At 70.6% G+C, this 19,421-nt stretch carries 12 protein-coding genes; 6 read left to right on the forward strand and 6 right to left on the reverse strand.

The features are described 5' to 3' along the window. The first annotated feature begins 224 nt into the window (after positions 1-224). The 6 genes from rpoB (at position 225) to FJQ56_RS20800 (ending at position 11,508) form a co-directional block, all read left to right on the forward strand. The gene (gene rpoB / locus FJQ56_RS20775) at positions 225-3,743 is read left to right on the forward strand and encodes a DNA-directed RNA polymerase subunit beta (RefSeq protein WP_140011531.1); all 3,519 of its coding nucleotides are present in this window, start codon (positions 225-227) and stop codon (positions 3,741-3,743) included. An 88-nt stretch (positions 3,744-3,831) separates the two neighbouring features. Continuing rightward, positions 3,832-7,719, forward strand: a complete 3,888-nt coding sequence (locus FJQ56_RS20780) for a DNA-directed RNA polymerase subunit beta' (RefSeq protein ID WP_140011532.1) — start codon at positions 3,832-3,834, stop codon at positions 7,717-7,719. A gap of 263 nt (positions 7,720-7,982) precedes the next feature. Beyond that, complete coding sequence (locus FJQ56_RS20785; RefSeq protein ID WP_170215487.1) at positions 7,983-8,501, forward strand: DUF4232 domain-containing protein; 519 nt, start codon at positions 7,983-7,985, stop codon at positions 8,499-8,501. A gap of 74 nt (positions 8,502-8,575) precedes the next feature. Continuing rightward, complete coding sequence (locus FJQ56_RS20790) at positions 8,576-9,826, forward strand: geranylgeranyl reductase family protein (protein ID WP_140011534.1); 1,251 nt, start codon at positions 8,576-8,578, stop codon at positions 9,824-9,826. Next, a complete protein-coding gene (locus tag FJQ56_RS20795) occupies positions 9,823-10,611 on the forward strand; it encodes a lysophospholipid acyltransferase family protein (protein WP_170215488.1) in 789 nt (262 codons plus the stop codon). The genes FJQ56_RS20790 and FJQ56_RS20795 overlap by 4 nt, the downstream gene beginning before the upstream one ends. A 9-nt stretch (positions 10,612-10,620) precedes the next feature. Further along, positions 10,621-11,508 carry an NUDIX hydrolase gene (locus FJQ56_RS20800; protein WP_140011536.1) on the forward strand — a complete coding sequence of 296 codons (888 nt, stop codon included), beginning with the start codon at positions 10,621-10,623 and terminating at the stop codon, positions 11,506-11,508. A gap of 114 nt (positions 11,509-11,622) precedes the next feature. Here the strand turns inward: FJQ56_RS20800 and FJQ56_RS20805 are convergent, their stop codons facing one another. The 6 genes from FJQ56_RS20805 to FJQ56_RS20830 are packed head-to-tail and all read right to left on the reverse strand — an operon-like array spanning position 11,623 to position 19,417. Continuing rightward, the gene (locus FJQ56_RS20805) at positions 11,623-12,684 is read right to left on the reverse strand and encodes a hypothetical protein (RefSeq protein ID WP_140011537.1); all 1,062 of its coding nucleotides are present in this window, start codon (positions 12,682-12,684) and stop codon (positions 11,623-11,625) included. Then, entirely contained in the window at positions 12,681-13,751 is a 1,071-nt protein-coding gene (locus FJQ56_RS20810; protein ID WP_140011538.1) for a hypothetical protein, read from the reverse strand. The genes FJQ56_RS20805 and FJQ56_RS20810 overlap by 4 nt, the downstream gene beginning before the upstream one ends. Beyond that, positions 13,748-15,286, reverse strand: coding sequence for a PstS family phosphate ABC transporter substrate-binding protein (locus FJQ56_RS20815; protein WP_140011539.1), 1,539 nt, complete (start codon positions 15,284-15,286; stop codon positions 13,748-13,750). Before FJQ56_RS20815 ends, FJQ56_RS20810 begins: the two co-directional genes overlap by 4 nt. Further along, positions 15,283-16,536: a hypothetical protein gene (locus tag FJQ56_RS20820; RefSeq protein ID WP_140011540.1), complete on the reverse strand. Its 1,254-nt coding sequence runs from the start codon at positions 16,534-16,536 to the stop codon at positions 15,283-15,285. The genes FJQ56_RS20815 and FJQ56_RS20820 overlap by 4 nt, the downstream gene beginning before the upstream one ends. After that, positions 16,533-17,630, reverse strand: coding sequence for a hypothetical protein (locus FJQ56_RS20825; protein WP_140011541.1), 1,098 nt, complete (start codon positions 17,628-17,630; stop codon positions 16,533-16,535). The genes FJQ56_RS20820 and FJQ56_RS20825 overlap by 4 nt, the downstream gene beginning before the upstream one ends. Then, the gene (locus FJQ56_RS20830; RefSeq protein ID WP_140011542.1) at positions 17,627-19,417 is read right to left on the reverse strand and encodes a hypothetical protein; all 1,791 of its coding nucleotides are present in this window, start codon (positions 19,415-19,417) and stop codon (positions 17,627-17,629) included. Before FJQ56_RS20830 ends, FJQ56_RS20825 begins: the two co-directional genes overlap by 4 nt. Positions 19,418-19,421: the final 4 nt, after the last annotated feature.

Raw genomic sequence — 19,421 nt, forward strand, 5'->3', positions numbered from 1 at the left:
CCATCCGGGTCGGCGAAACCCGGGCCTGGTGCTTGACCCGGGCCGTCGCCGGGAGTCATCATCGACCCACGCTCGTCGACGCGGCGCATGCTGCCATTGTGGCGCGCCCGCGACTCGTGTATCGTGGCTCCTTGCGCCTGCCCTCAAATACGCATCTGCCTTCCCGGTGGCGATGTTGTGGTGGTCCGGCGCCACTCATCGCGACTGACGTCGAAGGATCTCTCTTGGCCGCGCGCAGCACTTCTGGTTCCAGCACCACCCGCAACAACACCGGCAATCCCCGCCGCATCTCGTTCGCGAAGATCGATGAGCCTCTCGAGGTTCCGAAGCTTCTCTCCCTGCAGACCGACGCCTTCGACTGGCTCGTCGGCAACGCCAACTGGGACGCCGTCGTCGAGCGTCGTCTCGCGGCCGGCGAGGACACCTCGCGCAAGTCGGGCCTGACCGAGATCTTCGAGGAGATCTCGCCGATCGAGGACTTCTCCGAGACGATGTCGCTCTCGTTCGAGAACCCCGTCTTCTACGACCCCAAGTACTCCGTCGACGAGTGCAAGGAGAAGGACTTCACCTACTCCGCCCCGCTCTACGTCTCCGCCGAGTTCACCAACAACGACACCGGCGAGATCAAGGGCCAGACGGTCTTCATGGGTGACTTCCCCCTGATGACTCCCAAGGGCACCTTCGTCATCAACGGCACCGAGCGGGTCGTCGTCTCGCAGCTCGTCCGCAGCCCTGGCGTCTACTTCGAGCGGCAGGCCGACAAGACGTCCGACAAGGACATCTACACCGCTCGCCTGATCCCCTCGCGCGGCGCCTGGCTCGAGTTCGAGATCGACAAGCGCGACCTGGTCGGCGTCCGCCTCGACCGCAAGCGCAAGCAGAACATCACCGTGCTGCTCAAGGCCCTCCAGGCCGTCGCCGAGGACACCGGCGAGGCCTACGACTACGAGGCCGTCATGGAGGAGCTGCGTCAGTACGAGTCGATCCAGCTCACCGAGGAGAAGGACCACACCCAGGGTCCCGACGACGCGCTGCTCGACATCTACCGCAAGCTCCGTCCGGGCGAGCCGCCCACGCGTGAGGCTGCGCTGACCCTGTTGAAGAACTACTACTTCAACCCCAAGCGCTACGACCTGGCCAAGGTCGGTCGCTACAAGATCAACAAGAAGCTCGGCCTGGTCGAGGCCTTCGACAAGCAGACCCTGACCATCTCCGACGTCGTCAACGCGATCAAGTACATCGTCGCGCTGCACGACGGCCGCGAGCAGGTCGAGGCGCCGGGCGGCACCATCGAGGTCGGCCCCGACGACATCGACCACTTCGGCAACCGCCGGATGCGCACGGTCGGCGAGCTGATCCAGAACCAGCTCCGCACGGGTCTGGCCCGCATGGAGCGCGTCGTCCGCGAGCGGATGACCACCCAGGACGTCGAGGCCATCACGCCGCAGTCCCTGATCAACATCCGCCCGGTCGTCGCGGCGCTGAAGGAGTTCTTCGGAACCTCCCAGCTCTCGCAGTTCATGGACCAGACCAACCCGATCGCCGGCCTGACGCACAAGCGCCGCCTCTCGGCGCTGGGCCCCGGTGGTCTGTCCCGCGACCGCGCCGGCATGGAGGTCCGTGACGTCCACCCGTCGCACTACGGCCGGATGTGCCCGATCGAGACCCCCGAGGGTCCCAACATCGGCCTCATCGGCTCGCTGGCCTCCTACGGCCGGATCAACCCGTTCGGCTTCGTCGAGACGCCCTACCGCAAGGTCGAGAACGGCTCGGTCACCGACCAGATCGACTACCTGACCGCCGACGACGAGGACCGCTACGTCATCGCGCAGGCCAACCAGATCCTCGACGCCCAGGGCAAGTTCGTCGAGGAGCGCGTGCTGGTCCGTCAGCGCGACGGTGAGGTCTCCGAGATCCTCGCCGCCGAGGTCGACTACATGGACGTCTCGCCGCGCCAGATGGTGTCGGTCGCGACCGCGCTCATCCCGTTCCTCGAGCACGACGACGCCAACCGCGCGCTCATGGGCGCCAACATGCAGCGTCAGGCCGTCCCGCTGATCACCAGCGACAGCCCGCTCGTCGGCACCGGCATCGAGTACCGCGCCGCCGTCGACGCCGGTGACGTCGTCGTGGCCGATGCCGCCGGTGTCATCAAGGAGGTCTCCGCCGACCTGGTCGAGACGATCAACGACGACGGCACCTACTCGACCTACAAGCTGGCCAAGTTCCGCCGGTCCAACCAGGGCACCTGCATCAACCAGCGCCCGCTGGTCGCCGAGGGCGACCGGGTCGAGGTCGGCTCGCCGATCGCCGACGGTCCGTGCACCGACAACGCCGAGATGGCGCTGGGCACCAACCTGCTGGTCGCGTTCATGCCGTGGCAGGGCCACAACTACGAGGACGCGATCATCCTCAGCCAGCGCCTGGTGCAGGAGGACGTCCTCACCTCGATCCACATCGAGGAGCACGAGGTCGACGCCCGCGACACCAAGCTCGGGCCGGAGGAGATCACCCGCGACATCCCCAACGTCTCCGAGGAGATGCTGGCCGACCTCGACGAGCGCGGCATCATCCGCATCGGCGCCGAGGTCACCACGGGTGACATCCTCGTCGGCAAGGTCACGCCCAAGGGCGAGACCGAGCTCACCCCCGAGGAGCGGCTGCTCCGCGCGATCTTCGGCGAGAAGGCGCGCGAGGTGCGCGACACCTCGATGAAGGTCCCGCACGGTGAGTCCGGCACGGTCATCGGTGTGCGCGTCTTCGACCGCGAGGACGGCGACGAGCTGCCCCCGGGCGTCAACCAGCTGGTCCGCGTCTACGTCGCCCAGAAGCGCAAGATCTCGGTCGGTGACAAGCTCGCCGGTCGCCACGGCAACAAGGGCGTCATCGCCAAGATCCTCCCGATCGAGGACATGCCCTTCATGGAGGACGGCACCGCGGTCGACGTGGTGCTCAACCCGCTCGGTGTGCCGCGCCGGATGAACATCGGCCAGATCCTCGAGCTCCACCTCGGCTGGCTCGCCAAGCAGGGCTGGGACCTCGACCTGAGCGACCAGCCGGGCAAGGCCGACTGGAAGCAGCGCCTGATCGACATCAACGCCGACAAGGCCCGCCCCGGCACCAAGGTCGCCACGCCCGTCTTCGACGGCGCCCGCGAGGACGAGATCATCGGCCTGCTGGGCTCGACGATCCCCAACCGCGACGGCGTCCGGATGATCGACGGCACCGGCAAGGCCAACCTGTTCGACGGCCGCTCCGGCGAGCCCTTCGCCGACCCCGTGTCGGTGGGCTACATGTACATCCTCAAGCTCCACCACCTCGTCGACGACAAGATCCACGCTCGTTCGACGGGCCCCTACTCGATGATCACGCAGCAGCCCCTGGGCGGTAAGGCCCAGTTCGGTGGCCAGCGGTTCGGCGAGATGGAGGTCTGGGCGATGGAGGCGTACGGCGCCGCCTACGCGCTGCAGGAGCTGCTGACGATCAAGTCCGACGACGTGCCCGGTCGCGTCAAGGTCTACGAGGCTATCGTCAAGGGCGAGAACATCCCCGACTCCGGCATCCCGGAGTCGTTCAAGGTGCTCGTCAAGGAGATGCAGTCGCTGTGTCTCAACGTCGAGGTGCTCAGCCAGGACGGCTCGCAGATCGAGCTCCGTGACGCGGAGGAGGACGTCTTCCGCGCCGCCGAGGAGCTCGGCATCGACCTGTCCCGCCGCGAGCCCAGCTCGGTCGAAGAGGTGTGATGCGCCGGCGGGCGGTCCCTGACCGCCCGCCGGCCTCCGCCCCCCACCAACTTCCTTACTTAAAGAACTACGAAGGGTTGCAGCCATCGTGCTCGACGTGAACTTCTTCGACCAGCTCAAGATCGGCCTGGCCACCGCGGACGACATCCGTACGTGGAGCCACGGCGAGGTCAAGAAGCCGGAGACCATCAACTACCGCACGCTCAAGCCGGAGCGTGACGGCCTCTTCTGCGAGAAGATCTTCGGTCCCACCCGGGACTGGGAGTGCTACTGCGGCAAGTACAAGCGCGTGCGCTTCAAGGGCATCATCTGCGAGCGCTGCGGCGTCGAGGTGACCCGCTCCAAGGTGCGTCGTGAGCGGATGGGCCACATCGAGCTCGCCGCCCCCGTCACCCACATCTGGTACTTCAAGGGCGTCCCGTCGCGGCTGGGCTACCTGCTCGACCTGGCTCCCAAGGACCTCGAGAAGGTCATCTACTTCGCGGCCTACATGATCACCTCCGTCGACGAGGACGCCCGCCACCGCGACCTGTCCTCGCTGGAGGCCAAGGTCCAGCAGCAGCGCGAGATGCTCGAGAAGCGTCGCGACTCCGCGCTCGACGACCGGGCCAAGAAGGAGGAGGACGACCTCGCCGCCCTCGAGGCCGAGGGTGCCAAGGCCGACCAGAAGCGCAAGGTCCGCGACGGTGCCGAGCGCGAGAAGACCCAGCTGCGCAAGCGCTCCGAGATCGAGATCGACCGGCTCAACGCCGTGTGGGACACGTTCAAGTCGCTCAAGGTCCAGGACCTGATGGGTGACGAGCTGCTCTACCGCGAGATGAAGAACTGGTTCGGCAAGTACTTCGAGGGCCACATGGGCGCCGCGGCGATCCAGAAGCGCCTGGAGAACTTCGACATCGAGGCCGAGGTCGAGTCGCTGCGCGACACGATCGCCAACGGCAAGGGCCAGAAGAAGGTCCGCGCCCTCAAGCGCCTCAAGGTCGTCGACGCGTTCCGCAAGACCGGCAACGAGCCCCGCGGCATGGTCCTGGACGCCGTCCCGGTCATCCCGCCGGACCTGCGCCCGATGGTCCAGCTCGACGGTGGCCGCTTCGCCACCTCCGACCTCAACGACCTCTACCGGCGCGTCATCAACCGCAACAACCGCCTCAAGCGGCTGCTCGACCTCGGTGCGCCCGAGATCATCGTCAACAACGAGAAGCGGATGCTCCAGGAGGCCGTCGACTCGCTGTTCGACAACGGCCGTCGTGGGCGCCCCGTCACCGGCCCGGGCAACCGGCCGCTGAAGTCGCTGTCCGACATGCTCAAGGGCAAGCAGGGGCGCTTCCGCCAGAACCTGCTCGGCAAGCGCGTCGACTACTCCGGCCGTTCGGTCATCGTCTCGGGCCCGCAGCTCAAGCTCCACCAGTGCGGTCTGCCCAAGAACATGGCGATCGAGCTGTTCAAGCCGTTCGTGATGAAGCGACTGGTCGACCTCAGCCACGCGCAGAACATCAAGTCCGCCAAGCGGATGGTCGAGCGCGCCGTACGCCCCGAGGTCTGGGACGTGCTCGAGGAGGTCATCGCCGAGCACCCGGTGCTGCTCAACCGGGCACCCACGCTCCACCGCCTCGGCATCCAGGCCTTCGAGCCCCAGCTGATCGAGGGCAAGGCCATCCAGATCCACCCGCTCGTCTGCACGGCGTTCAACGCCGACTTCGACGGTGACCAGATGGCGGTGCACCTGCCGTTGTCGGCCGAGGCCCAGGCCGAGGCGCGGATCCTGATGCTGTCGACCAACAACATCCTCAAGCCGTCCGACGGCCGACCGGTCACCATGCCTACCCAGGACATGATCATCGGGCTGTTCTTCATGACCTCCGACCGCCCCGGCGGCGGTGGCGAGGGTCGCGGCTTCTCCTCGGTGGCCGAGGCGATCATGGCCTACGACCGCAAGGAGATCGCGCTGCAGAGCGTGATCAAGATCCGGTCCGTCGACGTCGTCCCGCCCATGGAGCACCCCGAGTTCGACGGCACGCTCAAGACGCTGACGCTCGAGACGACGCTGGGCCGCGCGCTCTTCAACGAGACGCTCCCGGTCGACTACCCCTACGTCAACTACGAGGTGGGCAAGAAGGCCCTCGGCGCGATCGTCAACGACCTCGCCGAGCGCTACACCAAGGTCGAGGTCGCCGCCTCGCTCGACGCCCTCAAGGAGGCCGGCTTCTACTGGGCCACGCACTCCGGTGTCACGGTCTCGATCGACGACGTGGTCACGCCCGACAACAAGGTCGAGATCCTGGCCGAGTTCGAGGTCAAGGCCGCCAAGATCCAGAAGCAGTTCGAGCGTGGTCTGGTCACCGACGAGGAGCGCCGCCAGGAGCTCATCGAGATCTGGACCGAGGCCTCCAACATGGTCGGCAAGGCCATGGAGGTGAACTTCGAGGACAACAACCGGACCAACCCCATCTTCGTGATGGTCAGCTCCGGTGCCTCGGGCAACATGAACCAGATCCGCCAGGTCGCGGCCATGCGTGGTCTCGTGGCCAACCCCAAGGGCGAGATCATCCCGCGGCCGATCAAGTCCAACTTCCGCGAGGGCCTGACCGTTCTCGAGTACTTCATCGCCACCCACGGTGCCCGCAAGGGTCTGGCCGACACGGCGCTGCGTACGGCCGACTCGGGCTACCTGACCCGTCGTCTGGTCGACGTGTCGCAGGACGTCATCATCCGTGAGGACGACTGCGGCACCGAGCGCGGTCTGCCCAAGGTCATCGGCGTGCGCGGCGACGACGGCGTGGTCCGCAAGGACGAGAACGCCGAGACCGCCGCCTACGCCCGGTCCGCGGCCACCGAGGTCACCCACCCCGACTCCGGCGAGGTCCTCGTCGAGGCGGGCGGCGACCTGGGCGACGTCAAGATCGGCGAGCTCATCGCGGCCGGCATCGAGACGGTCAAGGTCCGCTCCGTGCTGACCTGCGACGCCAAGACCGGCACGTGCGCCAAGTGCTACGGCCGCTCGCTGGCCACCGGCAAGCTCGTCGACATCGGTGAGGCGGTCGGCATCATCGCCGCCCAGTCGATCGGTGAGCCCGGCACGCAGCTCACGATGCGTACCTTCCACACCGGTGGCTCAGCCTCGGCCGACGACATCACGCAGGGTCTGCCCCGCGTGGTCGAGCTCTTCGAGGCCCGGGTGCCCAAGGGTCTCTCGCCCATCGCCGAGGCCGCTGGCCGCGTCGAGATCGACGAGACCGACAAGGCGCGCAAGATCCTGATCACGCCCGACGACGGTTCCGAGGTCCAGGAGTACCCCGTCAGCAAGCGCTCGCGCCTGCTGGTCGCCGACGGCGAGCACATCGAGGTCGGTCAGAAGCTGATCGTCGGCACCGAGTCCCCGCAGGACGTGCTGCGCATCCTCGGTGTCCGCAAGGCCCAGGAGCACCTGGTCGACGAGGTCCAGCGCGTCTACCGCTCGCAGGGCGTGGCGATCCACGACAAGCACATCGAGATCATCGTGCGGCAGATGCTGCGCCGGGTCACGGTCATCGAGTCGGGCGAGACCAACCTGCTCCCGTCCGACCTGGTCGACCGGGTCAAGTTCGAGGAGGAGAACCGCCGCGTGGTCTCCGAGGGCAGCAAGCCGGCCTCCGGTCGACCGGTCCTCATGGGCATCACCAAGGCCTCGCTCGCCACGGAGTCGTGGCTCTCGGCGGCCTCCTTCCAGGAGACCACCCGGGTGCTCACCGACGCCGCGATCCACGGTCGCTCCGACAGCCTGCGTGGCCTGAAGGAGAACGTGATCATCGGCAAGCTCATCCCGGCCGGTACCGGCCTGGAGCGCTACCGCAACATCCGGGTCGAGCCGACCGAGGAGGCCCGCGCCGCGGCGTACTCCGTCACCGGCTACGACTCCTACGACTACGAGTTCGGCAACGCCGGCTCCGGTCAGGCCGTGGCGCTCGACGACTTCGACTTCGGTTCCTACCAGAACTGAGCGCGCCGAGAGGGCCGAGCTTGCTCGGCCCTCTCGGACCACGCGCGAAGGTTGAGGAGAGCTCGGCCGGACGCGAGCTTGCTCGCGGCCGGCGACTCGTCTCGAAACCACGCTCGTAGCCGTCTTCACGGTGACCCGTCGCCCATGGGCGACGGGTCACCGTCGTTTTTCGGCTCTTCTCAGGTTCGGGCGGCAACTCCGGTGGCCCGATGTCGGTCTCATCCTGTGTGGCCCCGACGGGGCCGAGGAGGAGGAACCGAGACATGAACATCCTGACCAAGATCTCGACCACGACGGCCGCCCTGGCGATCGCTGCGACCGGCACGGTCGTCGGCACGTCCGGTGCCGCGCAGGCGCAGACCCCCGAGTGCGGGAACAGCGACGTCCGGGCGTCGTACCACGCGACCGACGCCGGGGCCGGTCACCGCTACGGCGAGATCCGGCTGACGGCGAAGGCCGGGCACACGTGCTCGGTGCGCGGCTACGGCGGCCTGTCGTACGTCGGCCACGGCAACGGCACGCAGGTCGGGCGGAGCGCGCAGCGCGACCCCGGCACGGTGCGCACCATCGTGCTGCGCCCCGGCCAGAGCGCGGTGAGCACGGTCGACGAGACCGTGGCCGCCAACTACCCGCGCAGCACCTGCAAGCCCACGGCGGTCGACGGGTTCCGGGTCTACGTGCCCGACTCCCGCGTCTCGCAGTACGTCGTGCACCGCACCACCGGGTGCGCCGGCAGCGGCGTGCAGCTGCTGGGCCACCAGCCGTTCGCGCGCGCCAGCTGATCGGCCCGCCTGCCGGGTCGGCGCATCGATGCGCCGACTCGGCGGGGTGAGGCGGCGCCTGAGATGATGTCGGGGTGAGCAGCCAGCCGGCCAGGGCGCGACTAGAGACCGACGTGTTGGTGGTCGGGGCCGGACCCGCCGGGTCCGCGGCCGCGGCCTGGGCCGCCCGGGCCGGGCTCGACACGGTGCTGACCGACGCCGCGGTCTTCCCCCGCGACAAGACCTGCGGCGACGGGCTCACCCCTCGCGCGATCGGCGAGCTGTCCCGGCTCGGTCTCGAGGACTGGCTGCGGGCCCGCACGGTCAACCAGGGCCTGCGCGCCCACGGGTTCGGTCAGACCCTGCTGCTGCCGTGGCCGGGCGGCACCCTGCCCGACTGGGGGAGCGCGGTGCCCCGCACCGAGCTCGACGACCACCTGCGCACCACCGCGATCAAGAGCGGCGCGACGGCCCTCGACGGCGCCCGCGCGGTCGACGTACGACGGGACGGGGCGCGGGTCGCCGCCGTCGTGTTCAAGCAGGGCGACGAGACCTTCGAGATCGGCTGCCGGCGCCTGGTCGTGGCCGACGGGGTCCGCTCGCCGCTGGGCAAGGTGCTCGGGCGCGAGTGGCATCGCGAGACCGTCTACGGCGTCGCCGGGCGCTCCTACGTCGCCAGCGGCCAGTCCGACGACCCGTGGATCAGCAGCCACCTCGAGCTGCGCGGCGAGGACGGCAAGATCCTGTCCGGCTACGGCTGGATCTTCCCGCTGGGCAACGGCGAGATCAACCTCGGCGTCGGCACGCTGGCCACCGCCAAGCGACCGGCCGACATCGCCATCAAGCCGCTGATGGACTTCTATGCCGAGCAGCGTCGCGAGGAGTTCGAGATCGAGGGCTCCCTGCGCGACCGTACGTCGGCCCTGCTGCCGATGGGCGGTGCCGTCAGCAACGTCGCCGGCCGCAACTGGGCGCTGATCGGCGACGCCGCCGGGTGCGTCAACCCGCTCAACGGCGAGGGCATCGACTACGGCCTCGAGACCGGTCGCCTGCTCGTCGAGATGATGCAGGAGCGCGACGAGCTCGACCTGGCCTGGCCGGCGCTGCTGCGCGACCACTACGGCGAGGCGTTCTCGATCGCCCGCCGGCTCGCGGGTCTGGTCACGGTGCCCCGGCTGCTGCCGGCGCTCGGCCCGGCCGGGATGCGCTCCGACTGGCTGATGACGCTCGCCCTGCGCTGGATGGGCAACCTGGTCACCGACGAGGACCGCGACCGCGCGGCCCGGGTCTGGCGCTGGGCCGGGCGCCGCTCGCTCGCGGTCGACCACCGCCCGCCCTTCGCGTGACCCACGACCTGACCTACCGCGCGGCGATCGCGGTCGGCAAGGTCGCGTTGCGCGGCCTCGACCTGCGGGTCCGCTCGGCCGGCGTCGAGCACCTGCCCGCCCACGGCCCGGTCGTGCTGGCCTGCAACCACGTGTCGTTCCCCGACTTCGTCTACGTCGGTCAGGCGCTGCTCGGCACCGGGCGCCTGGTGCGCTTCCTGTGCCGCGCCGACATCTGGGACTCGCCGGTGGGCCGCCTGATGGACTCGATGCGTCACGTGCCGGTGGACCGGGAGACGCCGGCTGCGGCCTACCTGCGGGCCCGCAGCCTGCTGGGCGACGGCGAGGTCGTGTGCGTGTTCCCGGAGGCCGGGATCTCGGCGGCCTACGCCGTGCGCGCCATGATGCCCGGCGCGGTCGCGCTGGCGCGCGAGACGGGCGCGCCGCTGGTGCCGGTCACGGTGTGGGGCGGCCAGCGGCTGTGGGGGCAGAAGCGGGCCCTCGACGCCCCCTTCCCGCGGCCCGAGGTCGTGCGTGGGCGCACGGTCGACGTGCGGCTGGGTGCGCCCCGGGTCGTGGCTCCGGACGCCGACCTGGTCGAGACGACCCGACGCCTGGGGACGACTCTCCAGGCGACCCTCGACGAGCTCCAGCGACTGCCCGAGCACCGGCCCCGCCCCGGGGAGTGGGCCCCGTGGCACCCCGCGCACCTGGGCGGCCACGCGCTGGCCCGCGGGGCGTCGTACGAGCTCGACGGGATGCCACGTTCGGCTGTCGCTCCCACGTGGGACCCGGCGACTGCATAGGGTTGGGGCATGGCTGGGAACCGGGTACAGAGGGTGGCGGCGTACGCCGTCGTCGTCCGTGACGGCCAGATCCTGCTGAGCCGGCTGGCCCCGCGGGTCTCGCGCGCCGAGCTGTGGACGCTCCCCGGCGGCGGCCTCGACCACGGTGAGGACCCGCGCGACGCCGTGGTCCGCGAGGTCCACGAGGAGACCGGGCTCGCGGTGACCATCGGCGAGACGGCCCGCACGTTCTCGCTGCACCTGCCCGACACCTGGCGCCGCGGACGACGCGTCGACGCCCACTCGCTGCGCATCGTCTACGACGGCTGGGTCCCGCTCGACTCGCCGGAGCCGCAGGTCGTCGAGGTCGACGGCTCGACCATCGAGGCCGCGTGGCGTCCGATCAGCGGGGTGCTCGACGGCTCGGTGCCGACCGTCGCCATGGTCAAGGAGGCGCTCGACGCCTACCGGCCGCACCGCTGGCAGCGGGTGGCGGCCTACGCGCTCGTCACCCGCGGCGAGCCCGGCCACCCCGACCACGCCGTGCTGCTGACCCGGGTGTCGCCGCGCGGCTTCCACACCGGCCAGTGGTCGCTGCCCGGGGGCGGGGTCGACTTCGACGAGGACCCCGCCGCGGCCGTCGTACGCGAGGTCGCCGAGGAGACGGGCGCGACCTGCGTCGTCGGCGACCTGCTGACCACCACGTCCGAGACGGTGCACGGCGCCGCGCCCCACGGACGCGACGAGGAGGTGCAGACCGTCGGACTCGTGTACGCCGCCACGATCGCCCCCGACGCCGTGCTCACCGTCGAGACCGACGGGACGACCGACGCGGTCGAGTGGGTACGGGTCGCCGACATCGAGTCCGGGGTCGTGCCGGTGGTCGCGGCCGTGCGTCAGGTGGTCGGGTCGGTCTGAGGCTGCGGTGGTCTCGAGGCTCAGGCCTAGCGGCCTTCACACCTCGACCGACGTGGGGTCTCGAGGCTCGTCGCTAGCGCTCCTCGCACCTCGACCGGCGTCGGGTGCGGAGGGTCAGCGGGTATAGGTGCCCGCTGCGACCTCGCACAGGTTGCGGTCCGGGCCGTGGCGGTCGTTGGTGACGCGGTAGGCCGACAGCAGGATCCAGCGCTTCACCGCGCCGTTGGTGGCCAGCATCCGCAGGGAGCCGTTGGTGGGCAGGGGGTAGGGGCCCAGGCGTCCGGTCGTGGCGTCGTAGCCGAGGCTCGTCGTGGTCCGCTGGGTGGTGACGGCCCCCTCGCCCCGGACGTCCTCGACGTAGAGGCCGGCGTCGGTGGTCGTGGGCTCGACCCAGACCTGCGCGGGGTCCTGGGGGGTGGGGTCGGTGGGGCACGACACGGTGAGCCGCCCCACGCCCGGGACCGAGGTGGTGCGGGTCGTGCGCGGCTCGGCCTGCCAGCCCCGCCAGGTCAGCACCGAGCGCTGGTAGGCGGGCAGTGCGGTCGTGAACGTGGCGTCGATGCTGCAGGAGCGGTACTTCTGCGGGTGGTCGAAGCCGTTCCAGCTCCAGTCGAGCTCGAACGTGGTCACCGGCAGGGGCGCGGTGACCTGGCCGCCGGCAGCCGCGCGACTGGACTGCTGGCTGACGACGCCGTACATGAAGCCACCGGTCGAGCGGTTCTCGACCGACGGCGACTGGTTGAGCCCCTCGTGGGCGTAGTAGCCGGTGCCACCACGGCCGTCGTCGTCGGCGTGGGCGTAGCGGTAGATCCGGGCGGTCTTGACCGCGACGACCCGCTTGCCCTTCTTGATCTCGTACTTCTGCATCCACAGCTGGGTCTCGCGGTCGCGCCGGTCGGTGTAGAGGCGGATCCGGGTGTCGTGGGGCTTGCAGATCAGGTCGAGGGTGCCGATGCCGGGGATGGTCGCGGTCTGGACGTAGTCGGGGCTGCGCTGGGTGCCCTTCCAGCTCACGCGCACGTGCTGCACCTGGGTGTCCGAGGCACGCGCGGCCGCCGTCGCGGGGGCGGCGTACGACGCGCCGCCGGGCAGCGCGGTCATCACGGCCAGGACGGCGAGCACGGTGAGCACGGCGGTGAGCACGGCCGCCACGAGACGACGTCGGGGAGAGGTCATCGCGGGAACTGGGCCATCGAGATCTCGCAGGTGTTGCGCCACGAGGCCGCGTCGTTGAGCTTCTGGTAGGACGACATGACGAACGGCGTGGTGACCTTGTCGACCTCGAGGAAGATCCGCATCATGCCGTTGGTGGGCAGGGGAAGCGGGCCGAGGCGGCCGGTGGCGCGGTCGGTGACCAGGTTGCGGGTCTCCACCTGGTCCTCCACGCGGCCCTCGCCCTCGACGGTCTCGACGTAGGCCTTCGCGCGCTCGTCGTCGGGGACCAGGGTGACGGTCTGGCGGCCGTAGCGGCCGGGTTCGCAGCGCAGCTGGGCGTAGCCGAGCCCGGGCAGCCGCACGGACTGGTAGTCGTGACCCTTGGCGTCGCCCTCACCGTGCCAGTTGAGGCCGATGCGGGGCGTGGTCTTGGTGACGAACGTGCCGTCGAAGCGACAGGACCGGTACTTGGCCGGGTAGTCGAAGCCGTTCCAGTACCAGTTGAGGTCGAACGTCGTCACGGCGCGCAGCGGGTCCCCGCCGACGGCCACGTTGCGGCCCCCGCGCTGGCTGATGATGCCGTGGGCGTAGCCCTTGGCGTAGTTCTCGACGCCGTTCTTGCCGCGGCGCTGGTTGAGCCCCTCGTGCTGCGGGTTGGCCGTGCCACCGCGACCGTCGTCGGAGGCGTGCGCGTAGCGGTAGATGCGCACGGTCTTGACCGCCACCGCACGGCCGTAGCTCTTGTCCTCGTACTTCGCGAGCCACATCTGGGTCTCCCGCTCGCGCGCGATGGCCTTGAGGCTGACCCGGGTGGCGTCGGGACGACAGGTGAGGGTCATCGTGCCGATGCCCGGGATGGCGAACGACCTGGTGTAGCGACTCCGGGCCCCCGCCCCCTTCCACTCCAGCACGACGTGACGGACCGTCGTACCGCTGCTCGCCGCGGCGGCACGCGGTGCCGGTCCGGCCGGTCCGGCCGGTCCGGCCGGCGTGACCGGTCCCGCGGACGCGGGCACCGCCCCGGCGGCCGTGAGGACGACGGCCAGGGCGACGGCGGCCAGGGAACGGCCACGGGAGCCGACGGTCATCGTGCGGGGTTCTCCGCGGGTGCCGCCGGGTGCGCCTGGGTGGCCTCCTGGGCGTCCTCCTCGGTGAGCTGGCGGAACCGGCCGTCGACGACGCCGAACTCCGGGGCCTTCTCCTTGCCCTGCAGCCACGCGACCTGCTGTGCGACGTTGGCGTCGGGCAGCGGGACCACGCCGGCCTTGTCGGCCAGGCTCTGGCTGCGCTTGAGGTAGTAGGTCAGGAACTTCTGGACCTCGGGGCGGCCCAGCGAGCGGGTGCTGACGGTGAGCAGCAGCTGCCGCGACAGCGGGTACTGGCCGTTGAGGATCGTCTGCGGGCTCGGGAAGATGCAGTTGGGCTGGTCGTCGCCGTCGGAGATCTCGATCTCGAAGGGACGCAGCTCGTTCTCGTACGTCGTGTAGTAGCCGTGGCTGAACAGCCCGACGTGGCCGAGCGTGTCGTCGAGCCGGTCGCGCGCGGCGTCCGCGACCTTGAAGCGCCGGGCCACCGGGACCAGCGCGGCCTTGCGGGCGTTGAGCTTGCGGATCATCCGGCCGCGGGCGGCGTACGCCGTGGTGACCCGCGCGTCGTCCTTGGCGCGGTCGGCGGGGGAGCGCTTGTCGGCGACGCCGCGCTTCTGCTGCTTGACGGACTCGAGCACCTCGGCCTGCGCCTTGTCGTAGTAGCCCTGGGACTCCGCGACCTGCCGGCGCAGCTCGACGTACTGCGGCTCGATCGTCCTCAGCAGGTTGGCCTGCAGGTCGTCCTGGGTCGTCCCGGTGACGAACTTCCTCGTCTGGTCCTCGGAGTCGGTGTCCTGGTAGCCGACCCGGAAGTCGGAGTTGATCGGCTCGGGGTCGCCCAGCACGTAGCGTCCGAAGAACCGGGCCGGGGCGAACTCGACGGTGGGCCCGCCGGCTCGGAACTCGACGTCGTCGAGGTTGCTCCCGAGCTGGGACCAGTTGTCGATGGCGGACCCGTTGCGGAAGCCGGCCCGGATCTGGTCGGTGGACAGGCAGTCGGTCCCGACGTCGGTCTGGGCCTTGATCGCCAGCACGACGGCGTCGGCGGCCACCTGGAACTGCATGACGTCGAGCCCGTTGCGGCGGCACTGCTCGTACTCGTCGGCGGTGAGGGGCCGCGCCGAGTCGACGATGTCGACCTCGCCGATGCACAGGCGCTGGAAGCCCCGGGTCTCGCCGCTGGTCTGCTGCTCGACGGTCGTGCCGGACCCGGTGCCGGCGAAGCCGCGCCGGGCGGGTCCGGTGAGCGAGTCGAGCCCGCCGTCGACCTCGACCACGCCGGGGACCGGGTCGGCACGGTCACCGAGTCGCACGCCGACGGTGTCGTCGGTGGCGTCGTCGGCCGTGGTGCCGGCGCCGTCGGTGGTCTCGTCGGACGGCTCGAGCCCCGCCCGGTTGAGCGACGGCACCCCGGAGGAGCCCGCGTCGGTCCGGTCGGTGGAGTCGCTGCCGCAGCCGGCGACGCCGAGGGCCAGGGCCAGGGAGAGCGCGGCGCTGACCGCGAGCCGGCCGCGGGCGTGGTGGCTGCGCGTCACTGGTCGTCCTTCGTCGTGGTGTCCGTGGTGGTGCCCGTCGTGTCCGTGCCGGACCCGGTGCCGACCCCGCCGGTGAACTCCAGGCGGCTCGCGTCGACGACCTGGTCCTCGGCCGGGTAGGGGTAGCTCTTCTGCTTGCTGTAGTCGACGACCTCGAAGTCCTCGAGACCGATGCTCTGCAGCTCGTAGCCGGCCAGGAGGGGGCGCCGACCCTTCTCGACCGCGACCTTCTGGAAGTACAGGGTGGGCACGGCGGCCCGGTCGACGACGATCGCGCCGTACTTCTTCAGCGCGTCGACGATGTGCGCGGCGTACGCGGCGCGGTCCTTGTCGAACGGCAGGGCCTTGCCGGTCTCGGGGTCGACGGGCGGGGCGAGCTGGAAGTCGCCCTTGAGCCGGATCCGGGCCCCCTCGGGCAGCGAGTCACCGTTGTTGTTGTTGCCGTCGGTGGAGGAGGCCGGCTGGACGAACGTGCCGGCGGCCGGTCCGGGGATGCTGATGGCCAGGGCGTGGTTGATCTGGCCACGCTCGAGCTCGCCGGGGCGGATGACGCCACCGAAGAGGGGGAGGCCCGAGCCGCGGGCGCTCACCACGTAGGGCTGGTTGAAGCCGGGTCCGTCGAGGTCCCAGGTGCGCATGAAGTGGTAGGAGATCGTGCCGTCGTTCTCACGGCGGGCCCGCCACAGGTCGTAGGCGGTCCGGGTGCGCTGGTCGAAGACGGTGAACCAGCCGTCGTAGAGCGGGTCGGGGTCGACATCGGCGGGGATGTCGAGCGTGATGTCCTTGCCACCGCCGTCACCGCAGAGCACCTGACGGCAGGTGAGCACGGTCGGCTCGCCGCCGGCGACGATGGGGGTGGTCCACTCGCGCGTGTTGACGTAGATGCCCTCGTCGACCGTCTCCTGGGTCGGCTTGCCGTCGAACCCGACGGAGGTGCGGACCTTGGAGCTCTGCAGCAGCTTCTCGGACGTCGCGGCGATCGGCGCCGTCAGCACGTCGGTGTTCCACGGGGACTCGACGCTGAAGACGTCCTCCTGGGCCTGACCGTCGTCGGCCCCGCTGCCGCCCGCGTCCTGGAAGGCCGGCGAGGCGCCGGACCGGGCCGGGGTGGCGCTCGAGGAGGGGGTGCCCGCGGACGCCGTGTCGCCGGCCTCGTCGTCCGCTCCGCCGCAGGCGGCCAGCAGCCCCAGCGAGAGGAACGCGAGCACGGTGACGGCAGCCAGGCGCTGTCGTGAGGTAGGGGTCTTCATGACTTCCGCAGGTGGTCGTGAGTGCCGGAGGTGGCCGGGGCCACCGTGGTCTCGATGGTCTCGGCGAAGCGCGAGAAGGTCTCGCCGATCTCGCCGAGGTGGTCGGAGGAGGCGGGGGTGGCGACGGAGGGCCGAGCCGCGCTGATGATCGCGTGGGCCTCGCGGCGCGCGTGCAGACGGATCAGCTCGGCATCGAGCTCGGCCTGGGCGGTCAGCAGCTCGCAGCGCCGGGCGGCCTCGACCGCCAGGGCCTCGACGTGCCGCTCGTGCAGCACGTTGATGCGCCGCATGGAGGCCACGATGCCGGCCGCCACGTCGGCCACCTCGCGCACCAGCGCCGCGGGGTCGGCGACCTCGGCACCGGTGACCAGGTGCTCGATGACGGGGGCGACCGGGGCGGCCGGGGCGACGGTGGCGATCGGCAGGACCGGGAGGGTGGGTGCCCCGGGGGCGGGGCGCTGGACCGGCTCGGCCTGCGCGACCGGCTCGGGTCGGACCGGGGCGGTGGGTACGGCGGCCTCGGCCTCTCGCTGTGCGGCCAGCGCGTCGAGGTCGGCGACCGACTGGATCCGCAGACCCTCGATGCCTGCCCCGGACGCGGTCGGCTCGGGGGCAGGTTCGGGCTCGGGGGTGGGCTCGGCCTCGGGCTCGGGTTCGGGCGCCAGGTCGAGCTCGGCCTCGGTCTCGTCCTGTACCTCGTCCTCGTCGTCGACCTCGGACTCCGGGTCGACCTCGGACTCCGGGTCGATCTCGTCCTCGTCCTCGGGCTCGGCCGGGGCGACCTCGCCGCGGGCCGTCGCGATCGCGAGCCGCGTGCGCTCGGCCTCGACGGCCATGGCGGCGTCGACCGTGGCCGGCGGCAGGATGAGCGGCATCCGGGGCTGGTCGTCGTCGGCCCGGTCGGCTCCGTCGGCCGCGACGCGCGGTGGGCGGGCCACGGACGTCAGCGGGACCACGGTGTCGTCCGTCGCCGGCTCGACGCTCGTGGGTGCCAGGAGGGTCGAGCTGAAGTCGACCGTGCCGACGCGCTGTGCCGACGCAGCCGCGTCGGCCACGGACGGGGCCTCGGGGATCGAGGCGTGCTGCTGCGTCATCGCGTGGCCGTCCCGGTCGAGCCGGGCTCGCCGACGACTCCGCCGACCCCGCCCGGGTCGGGGGCCGGGGCGTCGGTCTCGCCCTGCTCGGCGCCGTCACCGTCGCCGCTCGACGTCTCGCCCTTCGGCGCGACCGCGCCGAAGGTGTAGCCGTCGGGGACGGCGACCAGGGTGTAGCGCGCGTTGCCGTAGACCTCCTTGAGGAGGGTGTCGTCGCGGGCGGCGGCGGCCGGGTAGAGGCGGCTCAGCAGGTCGGTCGCGGTGCTGGTCGACAGCAGCATGTAGTCGGCGTGTCCGGCCGGGTCCTTGGCCGCGCGGTTCCACGGGCCGTCGGACTCGTCGACGCGGTCGAAGAAGATCGACGGCTTGCCGGTCATCAGGATGACGGCGTACGTCGAGGCGTTGTCGGTGAGGATCGAGTCGGGGGAGTCGGCGTGGTCGAGGATGTAGTCGGCCATCGCACGCTCGTTGTCGTAGCCGACGACGGAACCGTCCACGGTCCGGGCGCCCTCCTGGCTGTCGCCGGTGAGGACCGCGTCGTGGAAGGCGCGCTCGACGCCCTGCTGCTGGAAGTCGTCCATGGCCGCGAAGGTCCACGGGATGCTGAGCAGCAGCGCCGCGGCGAGGACGCCGGCGACGACCGTCGCGCCCTGGACGGCCGACCGGGCCAGCCAGATGGCGCCGATGACGGAGACGAGCAGGATCGGGAGGGCGTTGTTCATCAGCATCGGCGAGTCGGTCACCCGGACGAGGACGGCGAGACCGGGCGCGACGATGGAGACGAGCAGCATCAGCCCCAGCCACAGCGCGAAGCCGTTGCGACGCGCGACGCCGGCGACGAGCAGGGCGGGCAGCACCACGATGGCCAGCGGGGCGCCGTACAGGACGAGGTCGAGGGTCCCGCGCAGGATGTCGAGCAACGAGAAGTCGGCCAGGCCGCCGGACGCCGCGGTGTCGCTGCTCGCGGTGAGCCAGTTGAGGGGCTTGAACAGCAGGATCAGGTTGAACAGCGACCAGAGCGCGATGACGTAGACCGTCGGAGACGCGAAGCCGACCGTCGTGCCCTCGATCTCGGTGCCGTCGGCCCCGAGACGCGCCAGGATCGCCGCGACCATGACGAGGCTGATCAGGAAGAACACCAGGCTGCCGTAGCCGGTGAGCGAGGCGACCGCGAAGGCCAGGCCGGCGATCATCACGAACCGGATGTCCGCGGTGACGTACCAGGCGAAGAGCGCGCCCAGGGCAGCGACCACGAAGGCGAGCCACAGGAAGCTGCGGGCACCGATCGAGGCGTACATGACGACGAGCGGGTTGAGCCCGAGCGCGGCCAGCACCATGAGGCGGACCGGGAGCAGGACCTGCGCACGACGCAGCATCGTGTTGAGGACGACCATCGTGGAGCCGGCGAAGACCGCGGACACGACCGGGATGATGATCAGGGACTTGGTGAGGACCGGCACGAACGCGAACGGCGCGAGGAGGAGCACCGAGAGCGGCGCGTAGTCGAAGCCGACCGAGGACAGCTTGGGCGGCTCGTTGCGCCAGATCATCAGGGCGCGGGTCCAGCGGTCGAGGGTCTCGAAGCCCACGACGTGCTTCTCGACGACCAGCCAGTAGCCGATGACGGAGTAGAGGACGGTGAACACGGCGAAGATCGCGGCGCTCTCCCACCAGCGGCGCTGGATGTCGGCGGGGCGCTTGCCGACGGCCTGGACGACGCCGGAGAGGCGTTCGCGGTTGGAGACGATCCGGGGCGTGCTCGGGCGCTCGGGGGCGACGATGGCCATGGTG

The sequence above is a fragment of the Nocardioides plantarum genome (genome assembly GCF_006346395.1).
Taxonomy (GTDB): Bacteria; Actinomycetota; Actinomycetes; order Propionibacteriales; family Nocardioidaceae; genus Nocardioides; species Nocardioides plantarum.

Coding starts and splice junctions, on each gene's coding strand:
- FJQ56_RS20785 (WP_170215487.1), top strand. CDS start 7,983: ATGAACATCCTGACCAAGATCTCGACCACGACGGCCGCCCTGGCGATC.
- FJQ56_RS20800 (WP_140011536.1), top strand. CDS start 10,621: ATGGCTGGGAACCGGGTACAGAGGGTGGCGGCGTACGCCGTCGTCGTC.
- FJQ56_RS20805 (WP_140011537.1), bottom strand. CDS start 12,684: ATGACCTCTCCCCGACGTCGTCTCGTGGCGGCCGTGCTCACCGCCGTG.
- FJQ56_RS20810 (WP_140011538.1), bottom strand. CDS start 13,751: ATGACCGTCGGCTCCCGTGGCCGTTCCCTGGCCGCCGTCGCCCTGGCC.
- FJQ56_RS20820 (WP_140011540.1), bottom strand. CDS start 16,536: ATGAAGACCCCTACCTCACGACAGCGCCTGGCTGCCGTCACCGTGCTC.
- FJQ56_RS20825 (WP_140011541.1), bottom strand. CDS start 17,630: ATGACGCAGCAGCACGCCTCGATCCCCGAGGCCCCGTCCGTGGCCGAC.
- FJQ56_RS20830 (WP_140011542.1), bottom strand. CDS start 19,417: ATGGCCATCGTCGCCCCCGAGCGCCCGAGCACGCCCCGGATCGTCTCC.